This window comes from Aquiflexum balticum DSM 16537 (assembly GCF_900176595.1).
Taxonomy (GTDB): Bacteria; Bacteroidota; Bacteroidia; order Cytophagales; family Cyclobacteriaceae; genus Aquiflexum; species Aquiflexum balticum.
Genome location: NZ_LT838813.1, coordinates 796,362 through 813,185 on the forward strand (window position 1 = coordinate 796,362; position 16,824 = coordinate 813,185).

The following is a 16,824-nucleotide window of genomic DNA, read 5'->3' on the forward strand; positions in this document are numbered from 1 at the left end:
TATACTATGCTGGCTATATGTTTTCTTTAAAGAAACCCAAATTGCTTCCCTTGCAGTCAAAGAAATTCAAATAGTTAAACAATAGAGAGTTACCAAAATCCAAGAAATACTAAAAAAATCTCTTCGCCTTTGCCATTGATGTTTCTTTTTGTAAATTTTAAACTAAAATTGACATCATATGAGAACTCATAGCTCTATCCTCTTGCTCTTCTTTTTTTCTGCTTATTTTTTCTTTGCCTGCACCAAATCTGAAGAAAACGCATCGCTTGAAAATGTCACGCTTTATTACGGGGGTGATATTATTACCATGTCTGGTGACCAACCCCAATATATAGATGCACTTGTCGTCAAAGATGGGAAAATCGCTTTTGCCGGTAATTTGGATGCTGCGAAAGAAACATTTCCAAAACCAACTTTAGAAGTTGACCTGAAAGGGAAAACCCTACTTCCCGGTTTTATTGATGCACATGGACATATTTTTAACACCGGGATTCAAGCCTTGGCGGCCAATTTATTACCTCCACCTGATGGTCAAGTAAATAGCATTCAGTCAGTTTTGGATGTTTTGAATGAATGGAAAGAAAAAAACCAGACAGTCATTGATGAAATTAACTGGATTATCGGTTTTGGATATGATGATTCCCAACTCACAGAAAAGCTCCATCCTACTGCCGAAGACCTTGATAAAGTGTCAAAAGACATTCCGGTGATCATTATTCACCAATCCGGACATTTGGCTTCGATGAATAATAAGGGGCTCCAAATGGTGCGCTATGTTGATGGAATTAAAAACCCGCCCGGAGGCCTGATTCGAAGGATTGAAGGAACCCAAATTCCCAATGGAGTCTTGGAAGAAATGGCATTTTTCATTCCCATTTTCAAAATTTTAGGTAGCCTGGATTCAGAAGCCAATCAAAAAATTGCCTTGGCAGGACAGGATTTATACATGTCTTTTGGTTTTACCACTGCCCAAGAAGGCCGGGCATCCAAAGATGCCTCAGAAATCCTAAAAAATTTAGCCCAAAAGGACCAAATTGATATTGATATCGCGGTATACCCTGATATCCAATCCCAGATGGAATACCTCAAAGTGGTTGGCGTAAGTGACAACTACCAAAACCACCTGAGAATTGCAGGAGCGAAAATTTCTCTTGATGGTTCCCCACAAGGAAAAACGGCTTGGCTATCTAAACCTTATAAAATACCCCCAACAGGACAGAATAGTGACTATCGGGGTTATCCTGCGATTCAGGAAGATTCAATTGTTTTCTCCTTGATCAATGCATCTTTTGAAAACAAATGGCAAATATTGGCACATTGCAATGGAGATGCTGCTGCTGACCAATTTATAAGGGCAGTTGAAAATGCCGCATCTCTTTATGGAAATGACGACAGAAGACCCGTTATGATTCATTCCCAAACGGTGACAGATCCGCAATTGGATAAAATGAAAGAACTTGGAATGATACCATCTTTTTTTGGCTTGCACACTTTTTATTGGGGCGATTGGCATGTCAATGAAGTTTTGGGAGAAGAGCGGGGATACCGTATTTCTCCGGCAGGTACGGCACTTCGAAAAGGAATGATTTTCAGTCAGCACCATGATTCCCCGGTGATTTTGCCTAACAGTATTATGATTCTACATACAGTCGTGAATAGAACAAGCCGTTCGGGACAGGTTATTGGTCCGGAGGAAAGAATAAGTCCCTATGATGCTTTGAGGAGTATTACTACTTGGGCCGCTTTCCAATACTTTGAGGAAGCAACGAAAGGGACGCTTGAAGTTGGCAAACTTGCAGATCTTGTGATTTTGGATCAAAATCCATTAAAAGTTGAACCTGCTTCCATTATGGACATTAAAGTGATGGAAACCATCAAAGAAGGAAAATCTGTTTACTTAAAATCAAGTTGAGTTTAAGTCATTTGGGTATTTCAATTTTCCTTTTTCACTTATGTCAAAAAATATTGCCCATATGGAATTGATCCTGTCATGAAATTCCGATTTTTTTAATCCTTTTGCCTAAACTTTGCGGCCTTTGAAACAATAAAATATCCGGGAAACTCAGGTTTTAGCTGAATGTGAAGGAGAGTTTTTAAAGGGACAAAAACCGAGAATAAATAAAGAATGATGTTTGGTGTAGTTGAATTAAATAGGAAATGGAAATACTCCCGACAGCTGTAGGGGATCCGAAAAATAGTATGGCGGAGTTGCAAACTCCGCCCAGTTAAACGCATTTTCTACACTCATTAGGTGGCAAATCGTTCATTAGTAGTCCGCAATCAATGATTCATAAGGTATATTTAACTTCTCATGAAGATTCCTGATCATTTTGAGTGTGAGTTTTCTTTTACCACTAAAAATTTCCGATACACGGCTTTTGTAGCCAATAATCTCAGCCAAATCTTTGTTATCCATTCCCATTTGTTCCATTCTAAACTTTATGGCCTCAAGTGGATCAGGAGCGTCAATAGGATAATGTTCATCTTCATACTTTTCAATCAATATTGATAAAATTTCTGCTTCGTCACCCTCTTCGGAGTTTGCTGGAGCATGAAATATTTTTTCAAGTCTTTGCAGTGCTTGATTATAGTCTGATTCAGTTTTTATAGCCTTAATTACCATAATAATCAATATCAAAACTAATAAAAAAGTTACCAAATTGGTAAAGGTTGAGATATTCTTTTTTTAAACAGGTTATTGAATTAGATTTCAAATCCCAAAAAATAAAAGGGTGGAATGACAAATCACACTCAACGGAATTGAACTCTAGGTGTAACTTAGGGAAAAAAACGTGGGCAAAAGGACTGAAATTAATTGATCAATTTATGAAATAGAGACAAGTTCGACCCATTTAGGGTCGTTGGAATTGGGTCGTTATATCATTTATTCACGGGCTGCGGCCCGTGGCTATTGAGAGGTTTGACCCCATTCGGGGTCTTTTCAAAAATCCGGAAAATAGAATAGAGGACCACGGAGTGGTCCAACTTCTCAATAGCCCCCGGTGGCAACCGGGGGAATCTATGTCAAAAACGGGAGCCACAACCCCGAACGGGGTTGAACTTTTCTCAGAATCAAAATTTAAAATCCGATCTATCTACAACAGGTATTTTGGGTCAAATTTTATTTCGTATTCCTCCAACAAAGCTTGATATTCCTCCAAAAATGTAACCTTTTTATGGTGTTCCTCTTGATTTTTAATATATTTCATTAGTCTGCCTTTGGCTTTGATGGTCTCTGAAAATGCCCGTAACCATCCTGCCATCCATTGAATTTGGGGAAAATTCCCTCCTTGTTAATGAAATCACTTGAGGCGAGTTTAATGTCTTTGATCAATGCAGCAACAGACACTGTTGTATGTATATGTGTCAAAATATGGAGATGATCTTCCATGCCATTGATTCTGTACAGGTGACAGTTTTTATTGGTAAGCAACTGATGGATAAAGGCATAAAGTCTTTTCTTTTCAGATTGAAGCAGGCTTGGCTCCCGATGTTTGGTAGAAAAAATAATGTGGAAAATTATTTGGGTATAAGTGCTCATAGACGAATTTGGTTTTAAAAGTGAAGGATAGTTGAATTTAAAAATTTTCTGTCAAAAATAGTTCGACCCCTTCAGGGTCGTGCAAAATTAAACGGATATCTTTTATCCACGGGCAGCGGCCCGTGGTTATTGAGAAGTTTGACCCCGTTCGGGGTCTTTTCAAAAAAACCGGAAACTAGAATAGATGACCACGGAGTGGTCCAACTTTTCAATAGCCCCCGGTGCAACCGGGGGTAAGAATGATCGATAAATGATGGCAACAACCCTGAAGGGGTTGAACTTATCGGAAAATGGAATTACTCCCGACAACTTAACGGAATCCGAAAAATAGTAGGACGGAGTTGCATACTTCCGCCCAGGCAAACGAATATTATACACATAGATGGGTTCTAATTCCCTGTTTTGTTGAGGGAAGAAATGAGGTCTACATCTACCAATTCCAATGAAGTAACCATATCCTTGACCGTCTCTTTGTATTTAAGAAAATGTGCCTTGGTAATGTGGGTTTGGTAGGCAGCATTATCTGCATAAATTTCCAATATGGTGATTTTTGAAGGGTCACTTTTATCGGCAACAGCATAGTAGGTTAATACACCAGCTTCTTTCAGAATTGCAGCATTCATTTGTTCTTTTAGTGCTACTTGATAGGCTTCTAATTGTAAAGGGTCAACTTTGATGATAGCCAACCTTACCATCTGATTTTTTTCCTGTGCATACAGCCCATTCCCAAATAAAAGAAGAAAAAAAAATAGACATAGCAACAAACCTTTTGTCTTTTGTATTTTTCCCCTGTGGGTTTCAAAGTTGATTATTTTCATATCCTTGGAGTTTTTATCTACTTATCATTTTTATCCCCCTTCCTCTATCCTAATCTCCTCCTCCGTCAATCCATACAACTCATAGACCAAGGCATTGATCTCCCGGTCGAGGCGGATGATGTCGGATTGGAGGGATTGGGCCTCTATTGATTTGTTTTTCAATAATTTCATCTCATTCTTTTTAAAATATTTTTTCCCTCTGTATAAAAAGAGCCATAAGCTAAAATTTGATCAAAAAGGGATTCAAACTAATTTGTTTTTGAAGATAAGGAATAAAGTAATTTTTCGGTCAATGGAGGGAAAAAAACCAAAAATTAAGAATGAATAATTAAGGATAAGGAATGTTTGTGAAGACACAAACATTGGCGTTAGAAAAGAATCAAAAATTCTGAATGATGAATGACTCTCCGTGTTCTCTGCGTCCTCAGTGGTAAAAAATTGTCAATTCCTTTTGGGACCCTTTGCGAAACCTTCGCGTCCATTGCGTTTAGAATCCATAGCTAAAAACAATCGATTGTTTAGGTAAATGAATAATATTCTGAACTTGGAAGTCGATCTTAATTTGGATTCAAATTATATTTTATATATTTAAAAACACTACTTTTACAATCACGTTTATTTTTCATAACATCACTTACAAATACTCATGGATTATAATCCAACTGTAAATATCCCAAATAGATTAAACACCAGGCTCAATTTAGAGTCATCGGTGATTAATGTATTGGCCACAGTAATCAGATGGGCAGAAATTTTTGCAGGAATAATTGGGGTAGTTCTGATTAGTATACCATCTCTTTTTTTTATTCCAATACTGTATATTTATTTGGTTAAGTTAAGAAATGACATCTCAAAAGAGACTGCTAAAATTTATGAATCGATCAACAATTCTGATCCAAAAGAATTAATTGACATCCATTTGGCAATAGAGAAATTAATAACTCAAATGAAAGAGTTGCTGCAAAGCAAACAAACCCTTGAAAAAGTGTTCTTTACAAAGGGAATTGCCAAACAAATGGATAAAATATTCAACAACCTTTCAGATCTTGAGAAAACCCTTAAGAAGGCAGCTTACCCTGATTTAAATACTGAACTTTCAAAGGAAGATATTCAATATTTTCAGGAAAACATTTCACCTGAGGGTTGGGACGATGAAGATTCAAATGTTTACGAGCAATACCTGTAAGCATGCATTATTCGGTTGGAGATGTGGTACTTGTAAAGTTCCCCTGGAAAGATGAAAACAACGAGATACAAAGCAAACCAAGGCCTGCTATTATTTTTAAAACCCAAAGCGAAATCAAAATTGCTTTAATAAAAATCACTTCCAAAAACAGATTGAATCAGTTTCCAGGCAGGTGGATTGTCCAAAATTCAAAGCTTGGTAGACAAATGGGATTGTTGATGGACTCATTTATCCACCTTCAGGAGCTTTACTGGATAAATCCAAAACTAATCATTCGGAAAATCGGAAATTATCCTGAGATGGAATCCATATCAGCAGATATACATAAACTCGGAATCAGAATAAGACCGGAAATCACCTGATATTTTTTTTGGGTGATTTTATGTTTCCCCCTTTTTACAACCCGAACTTATATGAATTCAAATTTTCATTGTTTCAAAAGGAAATTCTAATTAGGAATTCAGTTGTGCCAATTGCGGTTTAAAAAAATCCGGATTCTGGAGAAGCAGGATAACTGGAAAAGGAATGAATAATTCATATTGATTAATAAAAACTATAACCCAACCTATCCATGGTTTTAATTTCCACCTGCTTCAGCTGGTGGTTAATTGGGAATCAACAACATTTCCGGCTTTAGCCACAAGAGAAGGAATAATTCAGAATATGAAATGTTTGTGGTGACACAAACAGCGGCGGAAAATATTCACCGAAGAGACCCAGAGGAGGATTCGAATTCAAGAAACTGAACGAAACCGAGAAGTGAATTGAACTTTTCAGAATTGGGTTTTCAAATCACAAAAAAAAAAGGGTGGAATTGCAAATCCCACCCAGTTCTAAGTCAATTATATAAACTACTCCCAGACGGGGGTTGAACTTTTCAGAAATGGAATTACTCCCGACAGCTTTACGGAATCCGAAAAATAGTTGGGCGGAGTTGCAAACTCCGCCCAGTCAAACGCTTAAACTATACCCAGGCGGGGTTGAACTTATTGAAAAAAACAATTCATTTGATTTCGATCATCCATCCAAACTTCTTAGCTTGATTTATGAAATCTTTGATGTTTTCCGGGTTCCATTGGGTACAAGTTGATATTGTCTGATCTTGCAGTTTAATCACTTCTTCTTCTTTGATATAATGTCTTTTATGTCCCCACCTAGAAAAAATATTTTCTGCATTGGCAGTAAGATCAAAAACTCCAAAACTTCCTTGGATAGAATCTGGATAATCGCGCTTTAATTCAGAATATGTCAAATCTGGATTTCTTTCCACATGGGATTTTATAACAGCATGAACCAACCTTCCTTTATTATACTCTCCTCCTTGAAAAATAAATTTTGAATAATCTTTTGAGCTGTAAGAGAATTTAAAAAAGGTATCAGATATGACAAAAATTTCATTCTTTTCACTCCTAAATCTCTTTATGGTCATTCCTGCAATAGGAATACCTAGGTATTGATATCCATTCGATAATTTTTCCTGCAAACCTGCACTAATACTTGATCCTACTAAAAGTCCAACCCATTTTGGTTCAGTTTCTTCTATCCAGTAATTATGAAATTGAAAAATCTGAGATCTAACATCCAAATAATTCTCTAATTGCTTTAAACTTAATTCATTTATTTCATTCAATTTGATTTCAACAATCCCCAGATATTCCCCACCATATTTAGCAAGAATATCAATCCTCCCGTCGCCTGTTTTCCTCCCACTCTTTAGTGCTATTTCTGCGTCTAAAACTTCAACTTCTGAAAAATTCTGCTCATCAAGTTTTAGAATATCTTCATTCTCTAAAAGATATGCTTCCATTGCTAATTCCTTCCAAAAAGCATAAGGCTTCATGGGAATATTGTTTGCTGTAAACTGTCTGAATATTGCCATTACCTAATTGAATAAATCACTCATTCCACCAAAATTTAAAATTTTCTTCACCTATTTCTTTTTGAATTTCTTCAACTAACCAATATAAATCTGAAATAATCGAATAATGTAAAGAGCCTTGTTTAAAGTCTTGAAATTGAAAATAACTAGCGCTTAATATTGTTACTCCAAACAAGGAAATAAATATTTTTAGAAAATCAATCAGGTATAAAAAATCTTCCCAGAAATTATTCAAATGATTAAATTCTACCTCATGTTCATTGTGAGCCAAGAACTTGTTCCTTATAAATTTCACATCATCAGATTTCCTTTTTATTGACAGTGAATTAAAAATATCCTTGAAGAATTTCGCTAATTCATTTGGGTTGTCAAATTTTATCGGTAGATACTCGATGCCTAATTTTGATTTGATGAGAGAAAATTCTATATAATCATTTGTAACTAAAGGAAAATAGCTAGTGATTTGAAAATTATAATCTAATAATTCTTCGATACTCCTTACAAGATGATGTTTGTTTTTTTTATCAAATACTTTTGATAAATGAATTATAGCTAGGTCACTTGATGAAGCCTGCAATTGTCCAAAAAGCTTATTTAGATTTTTATTTGGCGCATTTTTCAATGCAATATAATTCTCTCCAATTGTTCTTTGAATCACATAATGATGAATTGCTAACATTGTATCAGACACTATACCATCCTGGAAATAATCCTCAAGGCTTCCAATTATTTTTTTTGTGCTCACCCCTCACCCCCTTCCACTATCCTAATCTCCTCCTCCGTCAATCCATACAACTCATACACGAGCTTATCGATCTCGCGGTCGAGGCGGGTGATGTCGGATTGGAGGGATTGGGCTTTGGCTTTTTGTTCATGGAAATAGGCCATCCATTCCGCTTCTTCCGACAGACTCAACTTCACCTTGGCCTTGGTCAATTCTCGCAAGAATTCTTTGAAGTCTAGTGAAGGCCAGTTTTGAAGTTTGTTAGAGGGTTGTTCTATTGAAAATTTAGATTTAATAAGCATCAAAATCCCTTCTTTTAAATCATTTAGCTGGGAAACCATATTGAGTCCCATGTTGACTAGTTGAGTAAATTTATCATTTGAATCTGGCAAATGTTGCGAAATGGGCAGACTTTTAATGTGATCAAGCTTAATTTGAGGGAACAAATCATCAAATTCAGAAAACTTTAGCTTGAAATAGTAGGTAATCAAACTAGAAGACAGGATCGCTAACAATGCCTTTAAGCTAAAATTTATCGGCTTCTCTATTTTAACCGTGTAAATTTGTTGGTCTACTACAAAATTGTTTTCTATGAAAGCAATATTAATTCTATCCGAAAGTATTTTTCGAATCAAAATTCTTTCACCTTCAAAAAACTTTGGGTCACGAGGTTCAGCTAACCAATCACCGTAACTTATGAAACTGTCCTGATTCCAAGTTAAATGCCAACGTTGCAAATTTTTCCCTCTCAAATATGGAACAAACGTATCATCGACTTTGTGAATTGATTGAAATGGATCGGATTCTATAAACTCCTTTGTGTGCCCTTTTCTTTTGTGGTAAATCCCTACCCCCCTAACCGCTTCACAAAAATCTCCAATAACAATTGAATTGGTCTCTATTTTCTTTATTAATTGAGTAGTTCGCTGATCGAGAAACACATTTATTATAGCTCCTTTTTCATGCGCCCAATCTTTTTGATTTCCAAAACCAATAGAATCAAATTCACTGTTCTCGCATTTCAGAAGTTGTACATTATCGTTCATTTCACCTAATGAAAAAGTTACAATGACCGTATCAACACTGGCACTTGCAAAAGTTCCCGATGGCATTAACACTATATCTTTCAATGAAGTATTGTTTAACATGAACCTTCTAACGGATTCAAGATTCAGATTATTTAACCATGTATTTGGAACAATGAAGGATGTTAATCCAATCTCAGAGATCAACTGTATTCCTTTTTCAAGGAACAACATGTATAGATCAATTTGATATGCTGCAGTATGATAAGCACGTGTCAAAAAAGCTTTATCTATTTCATTAAAATTCTCCCCTTTGCTACTTACATAAGGCGGATTCCCAACCACCACATCAAACCCTCCTTTGGCAAATGCCTTTGGGAATTGGGCTTGCCAGTCAAAGGCCAAGTCTCCTGCTACTTCAGGGTCATCGATCAGGGAGTTGCCTACTTTGATATTGGAACTGAGGGTGCTGAGTTTTCTGCCCTTCTGTGCCGTGCGCAGCCATAAGCTGAGGCGGGCGATCTCCACAGATTCTTCATTGATATCGACGCCGAAGATGTTGTTTTCGAGGATATGGTTTTCCACGTTGGGGAAGACGATGCTGCTGCCAAAGAGCATGGATTCGAGTTCGTCGAGATAGCGGTGCTCGGCCATCAGGAACTCCAGAACCTGATTCAGGAAAGCGCCCGATCCGCAGGCAGGATCGCAGATAGCGAGTTGCAGCAGCCATTCTCTGTATGCTTTGAGTTGGGCTACAAGCTTCTGCAGGGTGTCTTTCTTCCTCCCGGCTTTCCCCTTGGCAAATTCCTCATCGATGATGCCGAGTTCGGCTTTTTTCTCCGCGCAGAGTTTCCCGAGGGTATTGTCCACGATGTATTTGGTGATGTACTTGGGGGTGTAGAATACCCCGTCTTTCTTCCGCTTGGTTTTGCTTTTGTCTACGACTGTCCCCTCCAGCGAAGCGCGGACATTCTCTATATCGTTGAGACTATGCTCGAAGATATGCCCGAGGATATTGGTGTCCACTTCCGATTCGAAGTCGTACTCGGTGAGTTTGGAGACGTGCTTTTTGAGCAGGGTATCGGAGATAGTCAGGCTGTCCAAAAGTTCATCAGGTGCGAAGAGTCCGCCGTTGTAGGCATGGATTTCGGCTTTGCCGGGAATCACCCTACCGGTATTCATATAGCCAAAATACTTTTTGAACCGGTCATACAGCGGTCGGTACTCGTCCATCTCGGCGAGCTTGACCCATTGCTTGACGATCTCGGAGATGGAGTTTGGTGGCAGCAGTCCCTTGTCCTCGGCAAAGAAGATAAAGAGAAAGCGGTCGAGCAGCTTTTGGCTTTTCTTATAGAGCAGAAGTTCGTCCTGTCCGGGATTGTTGGCGACCATATCCTGCCAGAGTTCCTGTTTGAAGGCAGAGTAATCCGCATAAAGTTTCTTGGTGACCTGTTCTTCTACAAGGAGCGATTCGGTTTTGATCTGTTGGGGGATTCCTGCAAGGAGGTTGTCCTTTTGGAGCAGCAGCCACAGCAGACGGAATTCCTCCTGCTGCATCTGCAGGATAGAAAACTCGATATAATCTACCGCATTGTGGATATAGAAGCGCAGCTTTTCAAAGTTGCTCGTGATGACATAGATACAGTCGGGATGGTTGTTTTTATAATTGAAAGCCTGATCCCTGATTTTTTCCAGGTCTTTGGTATCTGTCCCTTTCAGTTCTATGACGGCGATGGCTTTGCCGTCTTTAATGATTGCACCATCCGTTTTCTTGCTGTCCTTGATGTTTTTGAGTTCCGTGGTCAGGTTAAAATCCGGATCGGGATTGATCGTGTAGCCGAGGATATTTACAAAGAGTTCACGGAGAAATCCCTCCTGAAACTGTTCTTCTTTCGATGCCCGGATATTTGCCCGGCGCATGGGATCGTGGAAATACGTCAGGTAAGCCCCAAAGGCAGCATGCATAGCAGCCTGTTCCTGACCTGCGAGGTATTTCTTAAGAACTGAATTCTGAAAAAGAGCCATAAGCTAAATTTGATCAAAAAGGGATGCTAACTGATTTGTTTTTGAAGATAAGGAAGGAAAGTAAATTTTCGGTCAATGGAGGGGAAAAAATCAAAAAATTAAGAATGAATAATTCAGAATAAGGAATGTTTGTGGAGACACAAACATTGGCGGAGGTATTTTGAGGTTTAGTAAGGAAAATAGACACTGCTTCTGGCAGTGTTTTTTTTTGACCATAACAAAGATATTTCAGCGCCAATGACCAATTTTTGGGTTATGATATTGTTAAAAATATAAAATATTTTTATAATATGTATTAAAAACATATATTATTATTTATGTGATTTTTCTGAGAATTTTGATCGAACCAAATCAAAACCTCCATATGAAAAAAATAACAGTAGCCAAAGGCGACGGAATTGGACCTGAAATAATGGATGCCACCTTGGAAATCATCCTTGCCGCAGGTGCCAAAATTGAAATTGAAGAGATCGAGGTAGGGGAGAAAGTGTACCTTTCGGGCAACACCTCGGGAATCGCAAATTCCTCATGGGATATCATCAGGAGAAACAAAATTTTTTTGAAGGCTCCGATTACCACCCCCCAAGGTGGCGGATACAAAAGTCTGAATGTGACTACCAGAAAATTTTTGGGACTGTATTCCAATGTTAGACCTTGCAGAAGTTTGCATCCTTTTGTGTCGACCAAGCATCCTGTCATGGATGTCGTGATCGTCAGGGAAAATGAGGAAGATCTGTATGCCGGCATCGAGCATCAGCAGACGGATGAGGTAGTACAATGCCTCAAGCTTATCAGCCGTCCGGGTTGTGAAAAAATTGTCAGGTATGCCTTCGAATATGCCCGTCAGCAGAACAGGAAAAAAGTAACCTGCTTCACCAAAGACAATATCATGAAGCAAACGGATGGTCTTTTCCATAAAGTTTTTGATGAAATCGCGAAAGAATATCCTGAAATAGAAAACGAACATTGGATCATAGATATCGGCGCGGCCAAGTTGGCAGATAGCCCGGAAGCATTTGACGTATTGGTCATGCCCAACCTTTATGGGGATGTTTTGTCAGATGTGGCCGCCCAGATCACAGGTTCAGTAGGACTTGCGGGATCTGCTAATATCGGAGAGGAATGCGCCATGTTTGAAGCGATTCATGGTTCAGCACCGCGCAGGGCCGGCCAAAACATTGCAAATCCCTCAGGACTTCTTCAAGGGGCCATCATGATGTTGAACCACATTGGGCAGTCAGATGTCGCCGAGAAAGTACAGAATGCCTGGCTCAAAACCATTGAGGACGGAATCCATACCTACGATATTTTTAAAGAAGGAGTGAGCAAAGAGAAAGTTGGAACCAAGGAATTTGCTAAGGCAGTGATTGCCAGATTGGGTCAGAAACCACAGGTATTTCCTGCTGTCCACTATGACAAAAACATTCCCATGGTCTTGCCAAAATACAAGAAAAAGCAGCCGGCCAAAAAGGAATTGGTAGGAGTTGATGTGTTCGTCCATTGGAATGGAACCAGTGCAGAGGAAATTGCAGCGCTGGTTCAGAAAATGAATTTTTCTGAGGTCAAACTCTCCATGATCACCAACCGCGGAATCAAAGTTTGGCCTGAGGGATTTGAAGAAACATTCTGCACAGACCATTGGAGATGCAGATTCAAACCAAAAGAGGGCAGGTCTTTTTCCAAAGCCGATATTATCGAGCTACTTTCAAGGGCTTCCCACCTTGACATTGATGTGATAAAAACAGAAAACCTTTACTTCTTTGATGGAGTCCAAGGATTTTCCTTAGGTCAAGGTCAATAAAAATTTTGTAACCAATCAGTATAAAGAAAAGGGTGTGGACATGAATCTGCACCCTTTTTTTATTGGATTAAATTGATCATCCCTTTGTCGGGATATTGGAGATTAGGATTGAATCTTTTGCAAATATGTATGTACGCAATTATGCCAGAAGATTGGACATCTATGTTAATTCTAGTCTGAGGAATGAAATGCCCGACATCGGTCTTCCGACTTCGGTCTTCCGCCCCGATTGAAGGAGAATATAGGGTTAATGCCAAAGAGGCGTATATCCATATTTGCTAAATATTAGATCAATGAATGGCTGTATCATGCTTTTTCCTTTTTCAGTTTCCTTCCGGAGAGGTGATGGTCTGAATTTTTCTTCAAATGGTCCATTCCACAGAGAACAAAATGGCCTCCAGTATGCTCATAGTCATGTTGGTAATGGTGCAGATTTTCAAGTACAGTATGATCAACCAAATTCGCATTGCTAAAATCGATCCGGATGGTTTTTTCTCTTGGAAGCGCATCGAGGGATTTTTTGAGTTTGATATAATTACTGAAAACAGCGGAATGAAAGACATCAACTGTAAATTCATTTCCGTTTTCGCTTACTGTAAACATGGGTTTGAAGATGTATTTCAATGGAAGACCATTAACCAAGTGAATGATAAACTTGGTAAGAATGCCCACACCGATACCGATCAATAAATCCGTGGCGAGGGTAAACACAATGGTGACAAGGAAGACTGCGAGCTGTTCTTTACCGATTTTGTAGGTGCTGTAAAAAGACTGAGGGGAGGCTAACTTGAAACCTGTGTAAACCAACATTGCGGCCAAAGCAGCCAAAGGAATCTGATGGATCAAGTTTGGAAAAAAAGCCACAAAGATCAACAGGAACATGCCGTGGAAGAAATTCGACCAGGCAGTTTTGCCACCGTTATTGATGTTGGCAGAGCTTCGGACGATTTCTGAGATCATCGGCAGACCGCCGATAAATCCTGCCAGTGTGTTTCCTATCCCAACTCCCATCAGATCTTTGTTCATATTGGATTTTCTTTTGAATGGATCCAATCCATCGATGGCTTTGGAGCTTAGCAAAGACTCCAGACTTCCCACCAAGGCAAACATGATGATATACTTGATGGATACCATTGAAAATACCTGGGAGAAATCAGGGAAAGTGATGGCCGAAAGCAGGTTGTCCGGCAAGGTTACCAGAAATTTTGGCCCGATGGTATATTCATGCCCATCCAAAAACAGGTAGCTGTGTTCATGCTCCAAGTCAAAATACCTTCCGATAGGAATGGCAACCAAGATGACAAGCAGGGGGGCAGGTATCATTCTGATATACTTGTTTTTGAATAAAGGGAAAAGAAATAAAATCAGCAGACTTATAAATCCGATCAAGGCGATTTCAGGATTGAGTTCGCTGAAAGCATGCGGAAGTTCTGCAAACAGCTCTAAAGTTTCACTTGCTTCGGGCTTGACACCGATCATGGTAAACAGTTGCTTTGCAATGATGATGATTCCGATTGCCGCAAGCATTCCATGTACTGCTGATGAGGGGAAGAAATCAGCCAAAACCCCGGACTTTATCCAACCAAATATCACCTGTAGGATTCCTGCCGCTACAACAACAGCTAAAGTCAGTTTATACCCAAGCATGGGATCACCCTGCCCCAATTCGGTCACTGCACCGAGGGCAATGATGATCAGACCTGCCGCGGGGCCTTTGATCGTCAGCTGCGAGCCTCCGAGAAAGCTGACTACCAGGCCACCGATGATGGCCGTGAATATTCCGGCTACAGGAGGGAAGCCTGAAGCCATAGAAATGCCAAGGCAAAGGGGTAAAGCGATAAGAAATACCAAGAAACCAGAAGTCAGGTCTGCCCTCCAGTTTTGTTTGAGTCCGGCTATACCGGTCAAAGGGATTTGAAATTTATGAGTTTTCATGATAATGGCTTAAGAAGATTTGAGTGCTTTTTCGTGGTAATTTTTGATATGGGGGCCGAGGAAAAGGCGGGAATAAATCCGGATCAGGGCGATGCCTCCAATGATAAAACTCGCAGAGTCAAAGAAAGCAAGAAGGTATTGGTCCTCATGGATATGACTAAAGATCAAATCCACTCCGATAAATGTGGGTGAAATAGGAAATGCCATCAATCCCAAGGTGGCAATCAAGAAGACCAAAGCCAGTTTCCGGTATTCATAGACATGTCCATAATATTGGTTCATGTCAAAATACTCCGGCTCCTTTTTCCTTAAGTATTCCAAGATCACATATCCCAGGATGCCAAATACGGTAACCCCGCTGAGGTAAATCAGGGTTTGATTGTAGTCAAAGGTCTCGTTGAAGGAAACGGCAAGTGCAATCCAGAAATGGTTTGCAATGACGAGCATCCAGGCCAGCCTGGGGTAATTCCGTTCAGAAAACGCCTTGAATACCATCATCATCCCTATAAAGGCAAAGGTGCCGGGGATCAATTCCTGTATTCCTTGAGGCAAGTATTCTTGATGGAAGTAGCCGTAAAGTCCGATTCCATACATGGGTAGGAAATACAAGAGGAGGTTTTTTGGAGTGAGAAAATCCAATTTACTTCCCACCTTTTTGATGGGAGAAAAGACCCATTTGTTCATAAATACATCCAGGTTCCATTCCTTAAGTGAAAGGATGAAAAGGCTGTATTCAAGACGCTTGGGAAATGTATCTTCCACAGTAATTTCTTTTGGCTTGAAATGGTAAAACTGATCCCGGATCATGTAACTCACCACCGAAGGAGATACCAAAAGCTGATAAGTTCTCAGGAAGGCATTGCCTGCAAAGTGGATCAGGGCCAGAACTTGTAGCCCTAAAGCGACCTCGATAAACATGATCCCAATCTGCGCAATGGAAGCATAGGCAATCTGAGACTTAATCGAAGACTGAACACGGGCAATAGGATAGGCCACCAAAGTGGTCGCCAAACCAAGCAATCCTATCAGAATCCGCGCTGTAATCTGGTGCTCCCAAAAAGGGAATGTCCTAAGCAATAAGAAGACCCCAAAATGCACAGAAAGCGATCCATAGAAAATCGCACTTGAAGGTGTGGGACCTTCCATGGCCCTTGGAAGCCAGGAAGAAAATGGCAGCTGCGCTGATTTTGCAGCTGCAGCTACCAATATTCCTAGCGAGATAAATAAGCCGATGCCTCCATGTTGGGAGAGGTGCTCGATTACAAGTTGTTCATTGTTCAGCTTCAGGAAGGTGATGTTTTCATGCCAAAGGTGATGGCTTGCCCACATGGCCAAAATGATCCCAATGTCTCCGATTCTATAGATGGAAAAAACCTTCACAGCATTCCTGACCGGCAGGTACCTGTTGCGGTAAAAGGCAATCAACAAAAAAGAAGAGATCCCCAACATCTCCCATCCGATAAACAGCGTCTCGAAATTCCCTGCCAATACAGTCAGATTATAAGCTAGATAAAAGAAAAGGATGGAGTTGAAGAAGCGCTTATAACCTTCCTCAAGGTGCAGGTAATATTTGCTATACCGCGTGATCAGAAATGTAACAAATGCTCCGACAAAGAGATATACTGCCGTGACTCTATCAAAGTAAAAGTCAATCAGAAACTCATAATCATGGTGCTGGTATAAAACGAATTCAGGGATATTCACCGGTCGGCCCTTAAGTACAATCAGCCAATATCCGATGTATCCCAAAGCGGAAGCTAGCTGAAAGCTGATCGTAAAGAAGGCCATTCTGGCAAGACCGGCTTCATTTTTCTCGGGTAGCAACAAGGAAAGTAAGAATCCTATAAAAGGAATAACCACAAAGCTGCTGATGATGATTTGATTTTCCAT

The 16,824-nt window shown here is 39.7% G+C and carries 12 protein-coding genes and 1 pseudogene; 4 read left to right on the forward strand and 9 right to left on the reverse strand.

Annotation, left to right across the window (positions count from 1 at the left end; genetic code table 11):
* The first annotated feature begins 178 nt into the window (after positions 1-178).
* Entirely contained in the window at positions 179-1,912 is a 1,734-nt protein-coding gene (locus B9A52_RS03560) for an amidohydrolase (protein ID WP_084119016.1), read from the forward strand.
* Between the two features lie 354 nt (positions 1,913-2,266).
* Here B9A52_RS03560 and B9A52_RS03565 read toward each other — a convergent pair whose 3' ends face one another.
* The 4 genes and pseudogenes from B9A52_RS03565 to B9A52_RS25375 form a co-directional block, all read right to left on the reverse strand.
* The gene (locus B9A52_RS03565; protein ID WP_084119017.1) at positions 2,267-2,623 is read right to left on the reverse strand and encodes a helix-turn-helix domain-containing protein; all 357 of its coding nucleotides are present in this window, start codon (positions 2,621-2,623) and stop codon (positions 2,267-2,269) included.
* 472 nt (positions 2,624-3,095) lie between these two features.
* A pseudogene (tnpA, locus tag B9A52_RS03570) lies at positions 3,096-3,541 on the reverse strand (IS200/IS605 family transposase).
* A 389-nt stretch (positions 3,542-3,930) separates the two neighbouring features.
* Entirely contained in the window at positions 3,931-4,359 is a 429-nt protein-coding gene (locus B9A52_RS03575; RefSeq protein WP_084119018.1) for a putative quinol monooxygenase, read from the reverse strand.
* A gap of 30 nt (positions 4,360-4,389) precedes the next feature.
* On the reverse strand, positions 4,390-4,530 hold the full coding sequence (locus tag B9A52_RS25375; protein ID WP_157370059.1) for a hypothetical protein: 141 nt from the start codon (positions 4,528-4,530) through the stop codon (positions 4,390-4,392).
* 475 nt (positions 4,531-5,005) lie between these two features.
* Here B9A52_RS25375 and B9A52_RS03580 point away from each other — a divergent pair, with 475 nt between their 5' ends.
* Positions 5,006-5,545, forward strand: a complete 540-nt coding sequence (locus B9A52_RS03580) for a hypothetical protein (RefSeq protein ID WP_084119019.1) — start codon at positions 5,006-5,008, stop codon at positions 5,543-5,545.
* Between the two features lie 2 nt (positions 5,546-5,547).
* Entirely contained in the window at positions 5,548-5,907 is a 360-nt protein-coding gene (locus B9A52_RS03585; protein WP_084119020.1) for a type II toxin-antitoxin system PemK/MazF family toxin, read from the forward strand.
* Between the two features lie 641 nt (positions 5,908-6,548).
* Here the strand turns inward: B9A52_RS03585 and B9A52_RS03590 are convergent.
* Genes B9A52_RS03590 through B9A52_RS03600 form a run of 3 tightly spaced genes read right to left on the reverse strand, consistent with a single transcriptional unit; the run spans position 6,549 to position 11,198 of the window.
* The gene (locus B9A52_RS03590; RefSeq protein ID WP_197687266.1) at positions 6,549-7,385 is read right to left on the reverse strand and encodes a PDDEXK family nuclease; all 837 of its coding nucleotides are present in this window, start codon (positions 7,383-7,385) and stop codon (positions 6,549-6,551) included.
* 55 nt (positions 7,386-7,440) lie between these two features.
* On the reverse strand, positions 7,441-8,169 hold the full coding sequence (locus tag B9A52_RS03595) for a hypothetical protein (RefSeq protein ID WP_084119022.1): 729 nt from the start codon (positions 8,167-8,169) through the stop codon (positions 7,441-7,443).
* The gene (locus B9A52_RS03600; RefSeq protein ID WP_084119023.1) at positions 8,166-11,198 is read right to left on the reverse strand and encodes an Eco57I restriction-modification methylase domain-containing protein; all 3,033 of its coding nucleotides are present in this window, start codon (positions 11,196-11,198) and stop codon (positions 8,166-8,168) included. Before B9A52_RS03600 ends, B9A52_RS03595 begins: the two co-directional genes overlap by 4 nt.
* 364 nt (positions 11,199-11,562) lie before the next feature.
* On the opposite strand from B9A52_RS03600, the gene B9A52_RS03610 reads away from it, so the two are divergent.
* The gene (locus B9A52_RS03610) at positions 11,563-12,999 is read left to right on the forward strand and encodes an NADP-dependent isocitrate dehydrogenase (RefSeq protein WP_084123371.1); all 1,437 of its coding nucleotides are present in this window, start codon (positions 11,563-11,565) and stop codon (positions 12,997-12,999) included.
* Between the two features lie 306 nt (positions 13,000-13,305).
* On the opposite strand, the gene B9A52_RS03615 is transcribed toward B9A52_RS03610, so the two are convergent.
* Both B9A52_RS03615 and B9A52_RS03620 read right to left on the reverse strand, forming a co-directional pair.
* Positions 13,306-14,934, reverse strand: a complete 1,629-nt coding sequence (locus tag B9A52_RS03615; RefSeq protein WP_084119025.1) for a SulP family inorganic anion transporter — start codon at positions 14,932-14,934, stop codon at positions 13,306-13,308.
* Positions 14,935-14,943: 9 nt separating this feature from the next.
* On the reverse strand, positions 14,944-16,824 hold the full coding sequence (locus tag B9A52_RS03620) for a proton-conducting transporter transmembrane domain-containing protein (RefSeq protein ID WP_084119026.1): 1,881 nt from the start codon (positions 16,822-16,824) through the stop codon (positions 14,944-14,946).

Bases quoted from the DNA above. Each gene is read 5' to 3' on its own strand.
- B9A52_RS03565 (WP_084119017.1), bottom strand. From the start codon at position 2,623: ATGGTAATTAAGGCTATAAAAACTGAATCAGACTATAATCAAGCACTG.
- B9A52_RS25375 (WP_157370059.1), bottom strand. From the start codon at position 4,530: ATGAAATTATTGAAAAACAAATCAATAGAGGCCCAATCCCTCCAATCC.
- B9A52_RS03580 (WP_084119019.1), top strand. From the start codon at position 5,006: ATGGATTATAATCCAACTGTAAATATCCCAAATAGATTAAACACCAGG.
- B9A52_RS03615 (WP_084119025.1), bottom strand. From the start codon at position 14,934: ATGAAAACTCATAAATTTCAAATCCCTTTGACCGGTATAGCCGGACTC.
- B9A52_RS03620 (WP_084119026.1), bottom strand. From the start codon at position 16,824: ATGGAAAATCAAATCATCATCAGCAGCTTTGTGGTTATTCCTTTTATA.
- B9A52_RS03590 (WP_197687266.1), bottom strand. From the start codon at position 7,385: ATGAAGCCTTATGCTTTTTGGAAGGAATTAGCAATGGAAGCATATCTT.
- B9A52_RS03560 (WP_084119016.1), top strand. From the start codon at position 179: ATGAGAACTCATAGCTCTATCCTCTTGCTCTTCTTTTTTTCTGCTTAT.
- B9A52_RS03610 (WP_084123371.1), top strand. From the start codon at position 11,563: ATGAAAAAAATAACAGTAGCCAAAGGCGACGGAATTGGACCTGAAATA.
- B9A52_RS03585 (WP_084119020.1), top strand. From the start codon at position 5,548: ATGCATTATTCGGTTGGAGATGTGGTACTTGTAAAGTTCCCCTGGAAA.
- B9A52_RS03575 (WP_084119018.1), bottom strand. From the start codon at position 4,359: ATGAAAATAATCAACTTTGAAACCCACAGGGGAAAAATACAAAAGACA.
- B9A52_RS03600 (WP_084119023.1), bottom strand. From the start codon at position 11,198: ATGGCTCTTTTTCAGAATTCAGTTCTTAAGAAATACCTCGCAGGTCAG.